17 protein-coding genes are annotated in these 17,235 nt (G+C 63.5%); 15 read left to right on the top strand and 2 right to left on the bottom strand.

Annotated features, from left to right (window positions below; all coding sequences use genetic code 11):
• Positions 1-39: 39 nt before the first annotated feature.
• The 15 genes from nuoG (at position 40) to AQ611_RS12875 (ending at position 15,176) form a co-directional block, all read left to right on the top strand.
• Positions 40-2,367, top strand: a complete 2,328-nt coding sequence (nuoG, locus tag AQ611_RS12945; protein WP_069234752.1) for an NADH-quinone oxidoreductase subunit NuoG — start codon at positions 40-42, stop codon at positions 2,365-2,367.
• Positions 2,368-3,432: an NADH-quinone oxidoreductase subunit NuoH gene (gene nuoH, locus AQ611_RS12940; RefSeq protein WP_059513195.1), complete on the top strand. Its 1,065-nt coding sequence runs from the start codon at positions 2,368-2,370 to the stop codon at positions 3,430-3,432.
• A 15-nt stretch (positions 3,433-3,447) separates the two neighbouring features.
• Complete coding sequence (gene nuoI, locus AQ611_RS12935; RefSeq protein WP_009892165.1) at positions 3,448-3,936, top strand: NADH-quinone oxidoreductase subunit NuoI; 489 nt, start codon at positions 3,448-3,450, stop codon at positions 3,934-3,936.
• Between the two features lie 121 nt (positions 3,937-4,057).
• Positions 4,058-4,714: an NADH-quinone oxidoreductase subunit J gene (locus AQ611_RS12930; protein ID WP_059513197.1), complete on the top strand. Its 657-nt coding sequence runs from the start codon at positions 4,058-4,060 to the stop codon at positions 4,712-4,714.
• Positions 4,715-4,731: 17 nt separating this feature from the next.
• The gene (gene nuoK / locus AQ611_RS12925) at positions 4,732-5,037 is read left to right on the top strand and encodes an NADH-quinone oxidoreductase subunit NuoK (protein WP_010102528.1); all 306 of its coding nucleotides are present in this window, start codon (positions 4,732-4,734) and stop codon (positions 5,035-5,037) included.
• 17 nt (positions 5,038-5,054) lie between these two features.
• Positions 5,055-7,109 carry an NADH-quinone oxidoreductase subunit L gene (gene nuoL / locus AQ611_RS12920; protein ID WP_059513199.1) on the top strand — a complete coding sequence of 685 codons (2,055 nt, stop codon included), beginning with the start codon at positions 5,055-5,057 and terminating at the stop codon, positions 7,107-7,109.
• A 16-nt stretch (positions 7,110-7,125) separates the two neighbouring features.
• On the top strand, positions 7,126-8,616 hold the full coding sequence (locus tag AQ611_RS12915) for an NADH-quinone oxidoreductase subunit M (protein ID WP_059513201.1): 1,491 nt from the start codon (positions 7,126-7,128) through the stop codon (positions 8,614-8,616).
• A 39-nt stretch (positions 8,617-8,655) separates the two neighbouring features.
• Complete coding sequence (gene nuoN / locus AQ611_RS12910) at positions 8,656-10,113, top strand: NADH-quinone oxidoreductase subunit NuoN (RefSeq protein WP_059513203.1); 1,458 nt, start codon at positions 8,656-8,658, stop codon at positions 10,111-10,113.
• Positions 10,113-10,418, top strand: a complete 306-nt coding sequence (locus AQ611_RS12905; RefSeq protein WP_069234750.1) for a DUF2818 family protein — start codon at positions 10,113-10,115, stop codon at positions 10,416-10,418. Before nuoN ends, AQ611_RS12905 begins: the two co-directional genes overlap by 1 nt.
• 35 nt (positions 10,419-10,453) lie before the next feature.
• Entirely contained in the window at positions 10,454-11,044 is a 591-nt protein-coding gene (locus AQ611_RS12900; RefSeq protein WP_059513207.1) for an NUDIX domain-containing protein, read from the top strand.
• Positions 11,045-11,203: 159 nt separating this feature from the next.
• On the top strand, positions 11,204-11,626 hold the full coding sequence (locus tag AQ611_RS12895) for a DUF1178 family protein (protein WP_069234749.1): 423 nt from the start codon (positions 11,204-11,206) through the stop codon (positions 11,624-11,626).
• A gap of 67 nt (positions 11,627-11,693) precedes the next feature.
• Positions 11,694-12,890: an acyl-CoA dehydrogenase family protein gene (locus AQ611_RS12890; protein WP_059513222.1), complete on the top strand. Its 1,197-nt coding sequence runs from the start codon at positions 11,694-11,696 to the stop codon at positions 12,888-12,890.
• A 162-nt stretch (positions 12,891-13,052) separates the two neighbouring features.
• On the top strand, positions 13,053-14,186 hold the full coding sequence (locus AQ611_RS12885; protein WP_069234748.1) for an acyl-CoA dehydrogenase family protein: 1,134 nt from the start codon (positions 13,053-13,055) through the stop codon (positions 14,184-14,186).
• A gap of 37 nt (positions 14,187-14,223) precedes the next feature.
• Positions 14,224-14,682, top strand: coding sequence for a MaoC family dehydratase (locus AQ611_RS12880; protein ID WP_059513227.1), 459 nt, complete (start codon positions 14,224-14,226; stop codon positions 14,680-14,682).
• Entirely contained in the window at positions 14,679-15,176 is a 498-nt protein-coding gene (locus AQ611_RS12875) for a MaoC family dehydratase (protein WP_069234747.1), read from the top strand. The genes AQ611_RS12880 and AQ611_RS12875 overlap by 4 nt, the downstream gene beginning before the upstream one ends.
• An 83-nt stretch (positions 15,177-15,259) precedes the next feature.
• Here the strand turns inward: AQ611_RS12875 and AQ611_RS12870 are convergent, their stop codons facing one another.
• Positions 15,260-15,955: a glutathione binding-like protein gene (locus tag AQ611_RS12870; protein ID WP_069234746.1), complete on the bottom strand. Its 696-nt coding sequence runs from the start codon at positions 15,953-15,955 to the stop codon at positions 15,260-15,262.
• Between the two features lie 150 nt (positions 15,956-16,105).
• Complete coding sequence (locus AQ611_RS12865; RefSeq protein WP_069234745.1) at positions 16,106-17,209, bottom strand: phosphotransferase; 1,104 nt, start codon at positions 17,207-17,209, stop codon at positions 16,106-16,108.
• Between the last annotated feature and the right edge of the window lie 26 nt (positions 17,210-17,235).

Raw genomic sequence — 17,235 nt, 5'->3', positions numbered from 1 at the left:
GGCGGGCGAGCGGTAATAGGTTAAGGACCATTCACCATCATGGTTGAACTTGAAATAGACGGCAAGAAGGTCGAGGTGCCTGAAGGCAGCATGGTGATCCAGGCTGCGCATAAGGCGGATACGTATATTCCTCACTTCTGCTATCACAAGAAGCTGTCGGTCGCGGCGAATTGCCGGATGTGCCTCGTCGAAGTCGAGAAGATGCCGAAGGCCGTGCCCGCGTGCGCGACGCCGGTATCGGCCGGCATGATCGTCCACACCAACTCTGAAAAAGCCACGAAGGCGCAGCAGTCGGTGATGGAATTCCTGTTGATCAACCATCCGCTCGATTGCCCGATCTGCGATCAAGGCGGCGAATGCCAACTGCAGGATCTCGCGGTCGGCTACGGCAAGTCGTCGTCGCGCTACAGCGAAGAGAAGCGCGTCGTGTTCCACAAGAACGTGGGTCCGCTGATCTCGATGGAAGAGATGTCGCGCTGCATCCACTGCACGCGTTGCGTGCGTTTCGGCCAGGAAATCGCCGGCGTGATGGAGCTTGGCATGCTGGGCCGCGGCGAGCATTCGGAAATCACGACGTTCGTCGGCAAGACGGTCGACTCCGAGCTGTCGGGCAACATGATCGATCTGTGCCCGGTCGGCGCGCTGACGAGCAAGCCGTTCCGCTACAGCGCCCGCACGTGGGAACTGTCGCGCCGCAAATCGGTGAGTCCGCATGATTCGGTCGGTGCGAATCTCGTCGTCCAGGTGAAGAACAATCGCGTGATGCGTGTGCTGCCGTTCGAGAACGAGGCCGTCAACGAGTGCTGGATCTCGGACAAGGACCGTTTCTCGTATGAAGGCCTCAACAGCGACGAGCGCCTGACCAAGCCGATGATCAAGCAAGGCGGTCAATGGCGTGAAGTCGATTGGCAGAGTGCGCTCGAATATGTCGCGCGCGGGTTGAAGGGCGTCGTGGCCGACCACGGTGCGTCGGCGCTCGCGACGCTGGCGAGCGCGCACAGTACGGTCGAGGAACTGTTCCTGCTCAAGTCGCTCGCGCACGGTCTGAAGACGCCGAACATCGATGTCCGTTTGCGCCAGTCCGATTTTTCCTCCGCAACGGAAGGCGCGCCGTGGCTTGGCATGCCGATTGCGGCGCTGTCCGGCGTCAGCGGCGCGCTCGTGATCGGTTCGCTGTTGCGCCGTGATCACCCGCTGCTCGCCGCGCGTCTGCGTCAGGCCGCGAAGGGCGGCGCGCAGTTGCATTTCCTGCATGCGACCGGCGACGACTCGCTGATCCCGAGCGCGAAGCGCATCGTCGCCGCGCCGTCGGCATGGCTCGACGAACTCGCGGGCATCGCGGCAGCGGTCGCGCAAGCGCGCGGCGTCGCATTGCCGCAGGCGCTCGCGGGCGTTGAAGCATCCGCCGCCGCGCAGGCCGTCGCGCAATCGCTCGCCAGCGGCGAGCGCCGTGTCGTGCTGCTCGGCAACGGCGCGGTTCAGCATCCGCAGTTCGCGCAGATCCACGCGCTCGCGCAATGGATCGCCGACAATACCGGAGCGACGCTCGGTTTTCTGACCGAAGCGGCGAACACGGTCGGCGCGCATCTCGTCGGCGCGTTGCCCGGCGAAGGCGGCCTGAACGCGCGCGACGCGTTCGCGCAGCCGCGCAAGGGCTATGTGCTGCTCAACGTCGAACCCGAATTCGATACGGCCGATCCCGTGCAAGCGCTCGCCGCGCTCCAGCAGGCGGAAACGGTCGTCGTGCTGTCGCCGTTCAAACACGGTCTCGACTATGCGGACGTGTTGTTGCCGATCGCGCCGTTTACCGAGACGGCCGGCACGTATGTCAACGCGGAAGGCCGCGTGCAGTCGTTTAACGGCGTCGTGCGCCCGCTTGGCGACACGCGTCCGGCGTGGAAGGTGCTGCGCGTGCTCGGTAACTTGCTCGGCCTGCCGAATTTCGAATACGAGACGTCCGACGAGGTGCGCATTGCCGCACTTGGCGACGGCGAGATCGCGCCGCGTCTGTCGAATCGGACGAAAGCCGCGGTCGAGCGTGCGGCGACGAAGGCGAACGGCGCGCTCGAACGTCTTGCCGACGTGCCGATTTATCATGCCGACGCGCTCGTGCGTCGCGCCGGCGCGCTGCATCTGACGGCCGCCGCGAAAGTGGCGTCCCAGGCCGGCTTGCCTGCCGCGTTGTTCGATCAGCTCGGCTTGAAGGACGGCGACGCGGTGTGCGTGCGCCAAGGCGATCGTGCGGTGCAATTGCCGGCCGTGCGCGAGGAGAATCTTGCGGCGAATGTCGTTCGCGTGTCGGCGGCAACGCCTGCCGGCGCGGCGCTCGGCGGCCTGTCCGGTGAACTGGTGGTGGAGAAGGCGTAAATGAGCTTGTTCGATACGATCAATTCGGGCGGGGCGGAGCTTCTCGGTGCGGCGTGGCCGACGGTATGGGCGCTGGTGCGCATTCTCGTCGTCGCCGTCGTGATCCTGTTGTCCGTCGCATATCTGATTCTGTGGGAGCGTAAGCTGATCGGCTGGATGCACGTGCGTCTCGGTCCGAACCGCGTCGGTCCCGCGGGCCTGTTGCAGCCGATCGCCGACGTGCTGAAACTGCTGCTCAAAGAGGTGATCCACCCGACGGCGGCAAGCCGCTGGCTGTATCTGATCGCGCCGGTGATGACGGTCGTGCCGGCGTTTGCGGTGTGGGCCGTGATCCCGTTCCAGGCGGGCGCGGTGCTCGCAAACGTGAATGCAGGCCTCTTGTACGCGATGGCGATCTCGTCGGTCGGCGTCTATGCGGTGATTCTCGCCGGCTGGGCGTCGAACTCGAAGTACGCGTTTCTCGGCGCGATGCGCGCGGCCGCGCAGATGGTGTCGTATGAAATCTCGATGGGTTTCGCGCTCGTGCTCGTGCTGATGACCGCCGGCAGCCTGAACCTGTCGGAGATCGTCAACTCGCAGCAGCACGGCTTCTTCGCGAACCACGGCGTCAACTTCCTGTCGTGGAACTGGCTGCCGCTGCTGCCGGTGTTCGTCGTCTACTTCATTTCGGGCATCGCCGAAACGAACCGCCATCCGTTCGACGTGGTGGAAGGCGAGTCGGAAATCGTCGCGGGCCACATGATCGATTACTCGGGGATGGCCTTCGCGCTGTTCTTCCTTGCCGAGTACATCAACATGATTGTGATCTCGGCGTTGGCGGCGACGATGTTTCTCGGCGGCTGGGACGCACCGTTCGAATTCCTGTCGTTCATTCCGGGCATCTTCTGGCTGGTGCTGAAGGTCTTCGCGCTGCTGTCGGTGTTCATTTGGGCCCGTGCGACGTTCCCGCGTTTCCGCTACGACCAGATCATGCGCCTCGGCTGGAAAGTGTTCCTGCCGGTGTGCGTGATTTGGGTGGTCGTGGTCGGTTTCTGGATGATGTCGCCGCTGAATATCTGGAAATAAGGGGCGGACGAAATCATGACGGCAATCCAACAGTTCTTTAAAACTTTCTTCCTGACCGAGCTGCTGAAGGGGCTCGCACTGACGGGGCGGTACACGTTCAAGCGCAAGTTCACCGTACAGTTCCCCGAGGAGAAAACGCCGATCTCGCCGCGCTTTCGCGGCCTGCATGCGCTGCGCCGCTACGAGAACGGCGAGGAGCGCTGCATCGCATGCAAGCTGTGCGAAGCGGTGTGCCCGGCAATGGCGATTACGATCGAATCGGAAACGCGCGCGGATAATACGCGCCGCACGACGCGCTACGACATCGATCTGACGAAGTGCATCTTCTGCGGTTTCTGCGAAGAGAGCTGCCCGGTCGATTCGATCGTCGAAACGCAGATCCTCGAGTATCACGGCGAAAAGCGCGGCGACCTGTATTTCACGAAGGAAATGCTGCTCGCGGTCGGCGATCGCTATGAGAAGGAGATCGCGGCTGCGAAGGCCGCCGATGCGCGGTATCGGTGATCCTTCGGGGAACCGACGGCCGCCCCGGCGAGCGGGTCGGCCAACCCGCGGCGACGCCGCGGTTCGCCCGGCGGTGACAGCCAACCGCGCCTGACAATGGCCTAATGATGAACCGGTAATCATGGACTTCACGACCGTACTCTTCTACATCTTCTCGCTGCTCCTCGTGGTATCGGGGCTGAAGGTGATCACTTCGCGCAACCCGGTGGCGTCTGCGCTTTTCCTCGTGCTCGCGTTCTTCAACGCAGCCGCGATCTGGATGCTGCTCGAGGCCGAATTCCTCGCGATCCTGCTGGTGCTCGTCTACGTGGGCGCGGTGATGGTGCTGTTCCTGTTCGTCGTGATGATGCTCGACATCAACATCGACGTGCTGCGCCGCGACTTCCGGCGCTTCGTGCCGATGGCGACCGCGGTGGGCGCGATCATCGTCGTCGAGACGGCGCTGATTCTCTGGCGCGGCTATGGCGCGACGTCGTCGCCGGTGCGCGACATCGCCGCGGGCGCGGCGGCCGGCATGCCGAATACGAAGCTGATCGGCAAGGTGATCTATACCGATTACATCTTCGCGTTCGAAATCGCGGGCCTCGTGCTGCTCGTCGCGATCATCGCGGCGGTCGCGCTGACTGCGCAGAAGGGCAAGGACAGCAAGCGCCAGCGCGTGTCCGACCAGGTGAAGGTGCGCCGCCAGGACCGCGTGCGCCTCGTGAAGATGGCAGCGGACAAGCCGCAGCCGGAAACGGCCGAGCGCGCGGCAGGCGCCGCCGGCGGCAACGGCTAAGCGGAGGAAAAGAAACTATGTTGACCTTGGCGCATTACCTCGTGCTCGGTGCGATCCTGTTCGCGATCAGCATCGTCGGGATCTTCCTGAACCGCCGCAACATCATCGTGATCCTGATGGCGATCGAATTGATGCTGCTCGCGGTGAATACCAATTTCGTCGCGTTCTCGCACTACCTGGGCGACGTGCACGGCCAGATCTTCGTGTTCTTCGTGCTGACGGTCGCGGCGGCGGAAGCCGCGATCGGCCTCGCGATTCTCGTGACGTTGTTCCGCAAGCTCGACACGATCAATGTCGAGGATCTCGATCAGCTCAAAGGTTAATTTCAGGCAAGGCTGTTATGTCAACGACACTCAATGAAAACCTGCTGTTGGCGATTCCGCTCGCGCCGCTCGCCGGTTCGCTGATCGCGGGGTTGTTCGGCAACGCGATCGGACGCAGCAACGCGCACCGGGTCACGATTCTCGGCGTCGCGATCTCGCTCGTGCTTTCCGCGATGGTGTTCTTCCAGGTGCTGGATGGCGCGAGTTTCAACGCCACCGTCTACGAATGGATGAACGTGGGCTCGCTGAAGCTCGAGGTCGGTTTCCTCGTCGACACGCTGACCGCGATGATGATGGTGGTGGTGACCTTCGTGTCGCTGATGGTGCATATCTACACGATCGGCTACATGTCGGAAGAGGATGGCTATCAGCGCTTCTTCTCGTACATTTCGCTGTTTACGTTTTCGATGCTGATGCTCGTGATGAGCAACAACTTCCTGCAGCTTTTCTTCGGCTGGGAAGCGGTGGGTCTCGTGTCGTACCTGCTGATCGGCTTCTACTTCACGCGTGAAAGTGCGATCTACGCGAACATGAAGGCATTCCTCGTGAACCGCGTCGGCGATTTCGGCTTCCTGCTCGGCATCGGTCTCATCCTCGCGTATGCGGGCTCGATGAACTACGGCGAGGTGTTCGCGAAGCGCGCGGAACTCGCTACGCTGCACTTTCCGGGCACGCAATGGGGTTTGCTGACGGCCGCATGCATTTGCCTTTTCGTCGGCGCGATGGGTAAGTCCGCGCAGTTCCCGCTGCACGTGTGGCTGCCCGACTCGATGGAAGGCCCGACGCCGATCTCCGCGCTGATCCACGCGGCGACGATGGTGACGGCCGGCATCTTCATGGTCACGCGGATGTCGCCGCTGTTCGAACTGTCCGACGCGGCGCTGTCGTTCATCACGGTGATCGGCGCGATCACGGCGCTGTTCATGGGCTTTCTCGGCATCGTGCAGAACGACATCAAGCGCGTCGTCGCATACTCGACGCTGTCGCAGCTCGGCTACATGACGGTTGCGCTCGGCGTGTCCGCGTACCCGGTCGCCGTGTTCCACCTGATGACGCACGCATTCTTCAAGGCGCTGCTGTTCCTCGGCGCGGGCTCGGTGATCATCGGCATGCACCACGATCAGGACATGCGCAACATGGGCGGCCTGCGCAAGTACATGCCGATCACGTGGATCACGTCGCTGATCGGCTCGCTTGCGCTGATCGGCACGCCGTTCTTCTCCGGTTTCTATTCGAAGGACTCGATCATCGACGCCGTGAAGCTGTCGCACCTGCCGGGTTCGGGCTTCGCGTACTTCGCGGTCGTCGCGAGCGTGTTCGTCACCGCGCTGTACTCGTTCCGGATGTACTTCCTCGTGTTCCACGGCGAAGAGCGCTTCCGTCAGCCGAAGCACCCGGATTCGCCGATGGCGCAGGCGGCCGCGCATGGTCATGACGATCATGGCCACGGTCATGACGACCACGGCCACGCGCATGTGCCGCACGAAACGCCGTGGGTCGTCTGGGTGCCGCTCGTGCTGCTGGCGATTCCGTCGATTGTGATCGGCGCGGTGGCGATCGGCCCGATGCTGTTCGGCGATTTCTTCCAGCACGGCGTTGCGTTCGACAAGGTGATCTTCATCGGCCAGAACCACCCGGCGCTTGCCGAGATGGCCGAGGAGTTCCACGGCTGGGCGGCAATGGGGCTGCATTCGGTGTCGGGGCTGCCGGTTTATCTGGCGCTCGCCGGCGTCGTCGTCGCGTGGTTCCTGTATCTGAAGCGTCCGGATCTGCCGGCGTCGATTCGTCGCGCGTTCGGCCCGATCTACACGCTGCTCGACAACAAGTACTACATGGACAAGATCAACGAGGTCGTGTTCGCGAAGGGCGCGGTCGCGATCGGCCGCGGGCTGTGGAAGGAGGGCGACGTCGTGGTGATCGACGGCCTCGTCAACGGCAGCGCGCGCTTCATCGGCTGGTTCGCCGGCGTGATCCGCTTTCTGCAATCCGGTTACATCTATCACTACGCGTTCGCCATGATCATCGGCATGCTGGGGCTCCTGACCCTGTTTGTAACGCTCGGCGGCAAATAAGGCGGAGACGATACTAATGCACTCTTTTCCGATTCTCAGTACCGCGATCTGGCTGCCGATCGTCTTCGGCCTCATCGTGCTCGCGGTCGGCTCCGATAAAAATCCGGGCGTGGCGCGAGGGGTCGCGCTGATCGGCTCGCTGCTCGGTCTGGCCGTGACGGTTCCGCTCGTCACGGGCTTCGATTCGAGCACCGCGGCGTTGCAGTTCGTCGAGCAGTCGACGTGGATCGAACGCTTCAATATCTCGTATCACCTCGGCGTCGACGGCATCTCGATGTGGTTCGTCGTGCTGACCGCGCTGATCACCGTGATCGTCGTGATCGCCGCGTGGGAAGTCATCACCGAGAATGTCGCGCAGTATCTCGCCGCGTTCCTGATCCTGTCGGGGATCATGATCGGCGTGTTCTCGGCGGCCGACGGCCTGCTGTTCTACGTGTTCTTCGAGGCCACGCTGATCCCGATGTACATCATCATCGGCGTGTGGGGCGGCCCGAACCGCGTGTACGCGGCGTTCAAGTTTTTCCTGTACACGCTTGCCGGCTCGCTGCTGATGCTGGTCGCGCTGATCTATCTGTACACGCATACGCATTCGTTCGATCTCGCGACCTGGCAGAACGCGAAACTCGAGATGACGCCGCAGATTCTGCTGTTCATCGCATTCTTCCTCGCCTTCGCGGTGAAGGTGCCGATGTGGCCGGTTCATACGTGGTTGCCGGACGCGCACGTCGAAGCGCCCACGGGCGGCTCGGTCGTGCTGGCCGCGATCATGCTGAAGCTCGGCGCATACGGTTTCCTGCGCTTCTCGCTGCCGATCACGCCGGATGCGAGCCACTTCTTCGCACCGGTCGTGATCACGCTGTCGCTCGTCGCGGTGATCTATATCGGTCTTGTCGCGATGGTGCAGGCGGACATGAAGAAGCTCGTCGCGTATTCGTCGATCGCGCACATGGGCTTCGTTACGCTCGGCTTTTTCATCTTCAATCAGTTGGGCGTGGAAGGCGCGATCGTTCAGATGATCTCGCACGGCTTCGTATCGGGGGCGATGTTCCTTTGCATCGGTGTGCTGTACGATCGCTTGCATTCGCGTCAGATCGCCGATTACGGCGGCGTCGTCAACGTGATGCCGAAGTTCGCCGCGTTCGCGATGCTGTTCTCGATGGCCAACTGCGGCTTGCCGGGCACGTCCGGTTTTGTCGGTGAATTCATGGTGATTCTCGCGGCGGTCCAGTTCAACTTCTGGATTGCGTTCGGGGCGGCGTTCACGCTGATTCTCGGCGCGGCCTACACGCTTTGGATGTACAAGCGCGTGTACTTCGGCGCGGTAAAGAGCGACAAGGTCGCGAAGCTCTCGGACATCGGGCGCCGCGAATTCTCGATGCTCGCCGTGCTTGCCGCGTTCACGCTGCTGATGGGTCTCTATCCGAAGCCGTTCACCGACGTGATGCACGTTTCCGTGGAAAACCTCCTCTCCCATGTCGCGCAGTCGAAACTGCCGCTGGCCCAGTAAGCGCGAGCGGAGGAAATCAAGATCATGCAAAACGCACCTATGAATGTTCTGTTGCCCGATGCGCTGGTGATGGCCGCCATTGTCGTCGCCTGGCTGAACGACACCATTTCCGGCGCGGCCGGCCGACGCGTCACGTATCTGATCGCGGTGGTCTCGTCGATCGCGGCGGGCGTGTGGTTCGCGCTGCAAGCGCTCGATCCGCAGCAGTACTATTTTTTCTCGCGGATGGTCGTCGTCGATTCGTTCGCGAGCGTGATGAAGGCGGTCGTGTCGTTCGGCTTTGCCGTGTCGCTCGTCTATTCGCGCAAGTACCTTGAGGATCGCGACCTGTTCCGCGGCGACGTGTTCCTGCTCGGGATGTTCTCGCTGCTCGGTCAGATCGTGATGATCTCGGGCAACAACTTCCTGACGCTGTACCTCGGCCTCGAACTGATGTCGCTGTCGCTGTACGCGACGATCGCGCTGCGCCGCGATGCCGCGCAGTCGAGCGAGGCGGCGATGAAGTACTACGTGCTCGGCGCGCTGGCTTCGGGTTTCGTGCTGTACGGGATTTCGATGCTGTACGGTGCGACGGGTTCGCTCGAATTGAACGAAGTGCTGAAGGCGGTTGCGTCGGGCCACATCAACGATGCGGTGCTGCTGTTCGGCGTGATCTTCGTCGTCGCCGGCGTCGCGTTCAAGTTGGGCGCCGTGCCGTTCCACATGTGGGTGCCGGACGTCTACCAGGGCGCGCCGACCGCGATGACGCTGTTCGTCGGCGGCGGCCCGAAGGTGGCGGCATTCGCGTGGGGGCTGCGCTTCCTCGTGATGGGTCTGCTGCCGCTCGCGGCCGATTGGCAGCAGATGCTCGTGATCCTGGCGGCGCTGTCGCTGATCGTGGGCAACGTGACCGGTATCGTTCAGCGCAACGTCAAGCGCATGCTCGCGTACTCCGCGATTTCGAACATGGGCTTCGTGCTGCTCGGTCTGCTCGCGGGCGTCATCGGCGGCAATCCGTCGTCGGCGGCGAGCGCGTACAGCTCGGCGATGTTTTATTCGATCATTTATCTCGTGACGACGATGGGCGCGTTCGGTGTCGTGATGCTGCTCGCGCGCCGCGATTTCGAGGCGGAAACGCTCGACGACTTCAAGGGGCTCAACAAGCGCAGCCCGGTGTTTGCGTTCGTGATGATGGCGATGATGTTCTCGCTCGCGGGCATTCCGCCGACGGTCGGTTTCTATGCGAAGCTCGCGGTGCTCGAGGCGACGGTCAACGCAGGTCTCACGTGGCTCGCGGTGCTGGCCGTCATCACGTCGCTGATCGGCGCGTTCTACTATCTGCGTATCGTCAAGCTGATGTATTTCGATGCGCCGCAGGACACGACGCCGATCGCAGGTGACGCATGCAAGCGCGCCGTGCTCGTGCTGAACGGCGTCGCCGTCGTGCTGCTCGGCATTCTGCCGGGTCCGCTGATGACGATCTGCCTGCAGGCAATCAGCCATACGCTGCCGCTGTAATGTCGGCTGCGGGCTGGTTCATCGTGTTGTTGGCGCTTGCGGGCGCCAACCTGCCGTTCCTGAATCAACGCCTGTTCGCCGTCGTACCGCTCAATGATGGGGCGGCGGCGAAAAAGAGCGCGTGGCTTCGGATCGGCGAATTGATCGTGCTGTATTTCGCGGTCGGCGCGCTGGGCTTCTGGCTCGAATCGCGCGCCGGCAACCGTTTCGAACAGGGCTGGCAGTTCTATGCGATTACGTTCAGTCTTTTTGTCGTGTTCGCGTTTCCCGGCTTCACGTTCCAATATCTAGTCAAGCGGCGCTGACGGACTGGCCGTCACGTCCCCAACCGGAGCCGCCGATGGCCGATTTGCCGAATCACGACGCCACGCTCTTCGAAACCTGTATCGAGAGCCAAGCCGTCTACGACGGTACGTTCCTGAAAGTGAAGCGCGATACGGTGCGTCTGCCCGACGGCAAGCACGCGACGCGCGAATACGTGACCCATCCGGGCGCGGTGATGGTCATCCCGGTCTTCGACGACGGCCGGGTGCTGATGGAGAACCAATATCGTTATCCAATCGGCAAGGTAATGACGGAGTTTCCGGCCGGCAAGCTCGATCCGAACGAGGGTGCGCTCGCCTGCGCGATCCGCGAACTGCGCGAGGAAACCGGTTACACCGCGCGCGAATACGTATATCTGACGCGTATCCATCCGATCATTTCGTATTCGACCGAATTCATCGACATCTATCTCGCCCGCGGCCTTACGCCGGGCGAGCGCAAGCTCGACGACGGCGAATTCCTCGAGACATTCACGGCGACGCTGCCGGATCTGCTCGAATGGGTGCGCACCGGCCGGATCAGCGACGTGAAGACGATCATCGGAACGATGTGGCTCGAAAAGGCGCTGTCGGGCGCATGGCCGCTCGGCGAGATCGTGCGGCCGTAAGCCGCGTGCTTGCGGACGGGCTAAGCGGGAGATTTGGGACCACGCTACAATCGGCGTGAGTGCGATGATAGTGAGAGCCGCTCATTCGGCAAACTAATTTAGCACGATCGTTCTCAAAATTTCTTTTTGCGCTACACTGGCAGCACGCCCTGATTCAGCATGAAGGTTCTCGACTTACAGTGTCCCCATGGCCATCGGTTCGAAGGCTGGTTTGCGTCAGCCGACGAGTTCGAGGCGCAGTTGTCTCGCAAGCTGGTCGAATGTCCGGTTTGCGGGGCGACTGAGGTCAGCCGCATGCCGTCCGCGCCTCGCCTGAATCTGTCGGGCGCGACGCGTGAGCAGCCGGCCGATCCGCGCGCGCTGCAGGCGCGGGTGATGCGCGCGCTGCGGGAGGTGCTGGCGAAGACCGAGAACGTGGGCGAGCGCTTCGCCGAGGAAGCACGGCGTATTCACTACAACGAAGCGCCCGCGCGCAGCATTCGTGGCGTGACGACGCCTGAGGACGCGCAAGCCTTGGTCGAAGAAGGCATCGATGTGCTGCCGCTGCCGGTTCCGGCCGCGCTGAAGGAACCTCTCCAGTAATCGTTCACGATTGCCGGGCGGCCTCGGCGGCCGCTGGTGCGGTCCTGGCCCAGGAGGAGACACCGGCATGAATCTCGATTATTCCCCCGCCGACGACGCGTTCCGCGCCGACATCCGCGCATGGCTCGAGGCGAATCTGCCTCGCGAGCTGCGAGCGAAAGTTCTTGATCACAAGCGTTTGAATCGCGAAGACTACGCGAATTGGCACCGGCTGCTCGGCGCGCGCGGCTGGTCCGCGCCTGCATGGCCGGTCGAATATGGCGGTCCGGGCTGGAATGCGATCGAGCGTCATATCTGGGAAGAGGAGTGCGCGCGGATCGGCGCGCCGCCCGTGCTGCCGTTCGGCGTGTCGATGGTCGCGCCGGTGCTGATGAAGTACGGCAGCGAAGCGCAGAAGCGTCATTATCTGCCGCGCATCCTCGACGGCACCGATTGGTGGTGCCAGGGCTATTCGGAGCCCGGCTCGGGCTCGGATCTCGCGTCGCTGCGCACGCGCGCCGAGCGTCACGGCGATCACTACATCGTCAATGGCCAGAAAACCTGGACAACGCTCGGCCAGTACGCGGATATGATGTTCTGCCTCGTGCGCACCGATCCCGCCGCGAAGAAGCAGGAAGGGATTTCGTTTCTGCTGATCGACATGAAGACGCCCGGCATCACTGTGCGGCCGATCGTCATGCTCGACGAGGATCACGAGGTCAACGAAGTGTTTTTCGAGGACGTGAAGGTGCCGCTCGACAACCTCGTCGGCGACGAGAATCGCGGTTGGACCTACGCGAAGTATCTGCTCGGGCATGAGCGCACCGGAATCGCGCGCGTCGGCGCATCCAAACGCGAACTCGCATTCCTGAAGCAGCTCGCATCGCGCGAGCGCAAGAACGGCCGGCCGTTGATCGACGATCCGGTGTTTGCCGCAAGAATCGCCGCGCTCGAAATCGAACTGATGGCGCTCGAGGTGACGGTGCTGCGTGTGGTCAGCAGCGAAGCGAGCGGGCGCGGGCCGGGGCCGGAGGCGTCGATGCTGAAGATCAAGGGCACCGAGATTCAGCAGGGGCTGACCGAGTTGATGGTCGATGCGATCGGCCCGCTTGCCGCGCCGTTCGACGTGCCGTTTCTTGAGGGCGAGCGCGAGCGCAGCGTCGTCGACGACGATGCCGCGGCACCGCTTGCCGCGTATTACTTCAACTATCGCAAGACGTCGATTTACGGCGGCTCGAACGAGATCCAGAAAAACATCATCGCGCAGATGATGCTTGGATTGTGAGCATGGGATGAGAACGGCGCCGGCGCTGAACGCCTGCGGCTCGGCATCGCCGGGCCCGACCGGGCGCCGGCGCCAAGCCGGACCGATATCCGATCGACTGCGTTGCGTGCGGCGGGACCAGGCGCCAAAGGCGCTCATTCCGGCCGACATAGGAGACAAGTGATGAATTTCACTTTCAGCGAAGAGCACCAGCAATTCGGCGACGCGTTGCGCCGCTATCTGACCGAGCGCTACGATTTCGATGCACGGCGCGCGATCATTCACTCGGAGGCTGGCGTATCCGCCGACCAATGGCGCGCGTTCGCCGAACTCGGCTTGACCGCGCTGCCAGTGCCGCAAGCGCACGGCGGCTTCGGCGGCGATGCCGTCTATATGCTGGTCGCGATGCGGGAATTGGGGCGCGCGCTCGTCGTCGAACCTTATTGGGCGACGGCAGTCGGTATCGAGGCGTTGCGCATCGCGGGCTCGGGTGACGCGGCGGACGCCGCGCTGCTCGAACGGGTCGCGCAGGGCGACGCGAAGCTCGCCGTCGCGTTTCACGAGCCGCATGCGCGCTACGACCTGTTCGCGATCGAGACGAGCGCGCGGCCGGACGGCGATGCGTTCGCGTTGAGCGGCGTGAAATCCGTGGTCACGCACGGCGCGCAAGCGGACGTGCTGATCCTGCCGGCGCGGCTGCCTGACGGCGCGCTTGGCCTGTTCGCGCTCGAGCGCGGCGCGGCGGGCGTCGGCGTGACCGATTACCGGACGATCGACGGCCAGCGCGCGGCGACGATCCGTTTGTCGAACGCGCCGGCTCGTGCGCTCGCGGGCGGCATGCATGGCGACGCCGCATGGGAGCAGATTGCCGATTACGGCACTGTGCTGCTATGCGCCGAGGCGCTCGGCGCGCTCGATGCGCTCAATCACGCGACGCTCGATTACACGAAGACGCGGGAGCAATTCGGCGGACCGATCGCGCGCTTTCAAGCGCTCCAGCATCGGATGGTCGACATGCTGATCCATGCCGAACAGGCTCGCTCGCTCACCTACCTGGCCGCCGTGCGCTATGCGAGCAGTAACGCGGACGAGCGCCGCCGCGCGGTGTCGGCGGCCAAGGCGCGGCTCGGGCAGGCGGCGCGTTTCATCGGCCAGCAGGCCGTGCAGTTGCACGGCGGCATGGGCGTTACCGACGAAGTCGCGGCCGCGCATTGGTTCAAGCGGTTGTCGATCATCGAAACGACCCTCGGCGACGTCGATCACCATGTTGCGCGTTTTGCTTCGCTGCCGGATTTTGCGGCGCCGCAGGCCGCTTGAGCGCGGCGCGGATCACTCACTTTGACGGAGACGTTTGATGGGCATCAGCTACGAAGATCTGATAGTGGGCAGCGCGACCGAAGTCGGCAAGCACACGTTTACCGCCGACGAGATCGTGACGTTCGCGCAAGCCTACGATCCGCAGCCTTTTCATCTCGACGAGGCGGCGGCAAAGGCATCGATGTTCGGCGGATTGGTTGCGAGCGGCTGGCACACGTGCTCGGTGTTCATGGGAATGCTCGTGCGCAACGTGCTGCAAGGCTCGACGAGCATGGGCTCGCCCGGCATCGACGAAATCCGCTGGCTGAAGCCGGTGCGTGCCGGCGACACGATCACGATGTACAACAAGATACTGGACAAGCGGGTGTCGGCGAGCCGCCCGGATCGCGGGATCGTGTCGACCGAATGGGAAGGCGTCAACGAGCGCGGCGAGACGGTGATCACGGTGCGCTCGAAGGTGCTGTTCGGGCTGCGCGAGCCGAAGGGGCAGGCATGACGGCCGACGTGACGCAGGAAGAGCAAGCGGCGCTGCCGACGATTGCGTCGGCGCAGGCGCTGCGCGATCTCGTCGGCGCGGCGCCGTTCGTCAGCGATTGGTGTGTTGTCGATCAGCCGCGCGTCGATGGTTTTGCCGAGGCGACCGACGATCGCCAATGGATTCACATCGATCCTGAGCGTGCGCGGCGCGAGTCGCCGTTCGGCGGCCCGGTCGCGCATGGTTTCTTGACGCTGTCGCTGATTCCGGCGTTGATGTCCCGCACGATCCGTTTTGCCGAGCGCATGAGCGTGAACTACGGACTCAATCGCGTGCGTTTCGTGCGGCCGGTGCCGGTCGGCTCGCGCGTGCGGGCGCGCTTCGGGGTCAAGGACACGGCCGACGGCCCGCAGGGCAGCGTGCGCGTGACATGGTCGATATCGGTTGAAATCGAGCATCCGGAGAAACCGGAGTTGGCATGCGCGATGGAATTCGTCACGCTGCACTTCTTCTGATCGCCGAAGGCTGCGCCGCAGCGGCGGCTTGCCTTTCGCAGGCCGCTGCGGCGCCGAAGATGCTGGAGAGCGCGGCAGCGTGCTCAGCGGCGCGTGTATTGCGTCGCGCCAAACAATATTTCGCGTGCGCGGGCGTCGTCCTGCAGCGGCTTGCGTTCGGACGTCAGCACTTCGACGCCGCGCCGCACCGCGTCACGTGCGGCGATTGCGTCCTGCCAGCGCTTCACGTTCGGAAAATCCTCGAGCGCGATGCCCTGGTTTTGCCATGAGCGCGTCCACGGGTAGGCGGCGATGTCGGCGATCGTGTAATCGTCGCCCGCCAGGTACGCGGACTGACCGAGCTGCTTGTCCATCACGCCATACAGGCGCTTCGCTTCGTTCGTATAACGGTTGACCGCGTATTCGATCCGCTCGGGCGCGTAGAGGCGGAAATGGTGGGCCTGGCCGAGCATCGGGCCGATGCCGCCCATCTGAAACATGAGCCATTGCAGCGTTGCATAGCGCGCGGTGGGTTCGGACGGCAGGAACTTGCCGGTCTTCTCGGCGAGATAGATCAGGATCGCGCCCGACTCGAACAGTGAGATCGGCTCGCCGTCGGGGCCGTCGTGATCGACGATCGCGGGGATTTTATTGTTCGGGCTGATTTTCAGGAACGCCGGCTTGAACTGGTCGCCCGCGCCGATATCGACCGGATGCGCGCGATATTCGAGCCCGGTTTCCTCGAGCATGATGTGGATTTTGTGACCATTCGGCGTGGCCCAGCTGTAAACGTCGATCATCGTCGCTCCTCGTTTGCGGTTCGGTCGTCGCGGCATGGCGGAGCGCCGCGGCACGGACGAGGAAATTAGAGCATAGATCGACGCGCGCCGCAGACGGCGCGCCCGCGTTCGTCAACGCGCCCGCGCGCCTCGCCGAACGCGGATGCGCCGTCAGTGCGCCTGTTGCGCGTAGCGCCATGCGATCTCGGCGAGCGGTCGCGCGCGCCGGCCCGCATCGAGCGCTTGCGCGCTCGATGCGGTGCCGTCGACCGCGCGTTTCATCACGCCTTGCAGGATCGCCGCGATCCGGAACAGGTTGTACGCGAGATAGAAATTCCAGTTGTCCGGGACCTTCAGGCCGGTGCGCTCGCAGTAGCGGGAGACATAGTGCGCTTCGTCCGGAATGCCGAGCAACGGCAGATCGAGCCCTGCGATTCCGCGGAAGTGCCCCGGCTCGACGTGCCATGCGATGCAGTGATACGCGAAATCGGCGAGCGGATCGCCGAGCGTCGACAGCTCCCAGTCGAGCACCGCAAGCACACGCGGCTCGCGCGGCTCGAAGATCAGATTGTCGAGTCGGTAGTCGCCGTGCACGATCGACACGCGCGCGCCCTGTCCGGTTTCGGGCGGCAGATGCTGCGGCAGCCAGTCGATCAGCTTGCGCATCGCGTCGATCGGCTCGGTTTCCGATGCGAGATATTGCTTGCTCCAGCGCGCGATTTGCCGCTCGAAATAGTTGCCGGCCTTGCCGTAATCGGCGAGGCCGATCGCATGCGGATCGATCGAGTGCAGCGCGGCGATGACCCGGTTCATCTCGTCGTAATGGCTGGCGCGTTCCTCGGGCGTCAGATTCGGCAGCGACGGGTCCCACAGCACGCGGCCGTCGACGAACGCCATCACATAGAACGCGCGGCCGATCACGTTTTCGTCTTCGCAGAGCGCAAGCATCGGGGCAACGGGCACGCCGGTTGCGGCGAGCGCGGCCATCACGCGGTATTCGCGCTCGATCGCGTGGGCGGACGGCAAGAGCTTCGCCGCCGGCGCGGGCTTCGCGCGCAGCACGTAGCTGCGTTGCGGCGTGACGAGCTTGAACGTCGGATTCGACTGGCCGCCCTTGAATTGCTCGATGGAAAGCGGCCCGGCGAAGCCGTCGATATGCTCGGCGAGCCACGCGCTCAGCGCATTCACGTCGAAGCGCTGCGCGCCGTCGACCGGGCGGGTGCCTTCGAAGGCGGCATAAACGGTTTGAGCGGAAGTTTGTTCGTTCGAAGCCATCGTTGTCTCCGTGGCGAAATCCGGAT

The sequence above is a fragment of the Burkholderia singularis genome (assembly GCF_001718875.1).
GTDB lineage: Bacteria > Pseudomonadota > Gammaproteobacteria > Burkholderiales > Burkholderiaceae > Burkholderia > Burkholderia singularis.
The sequence above is the reverse complement of the archived record's forward strand: the minus strand, read 5'-3'. Positions and strand labels throughout refer to the sequence as shown.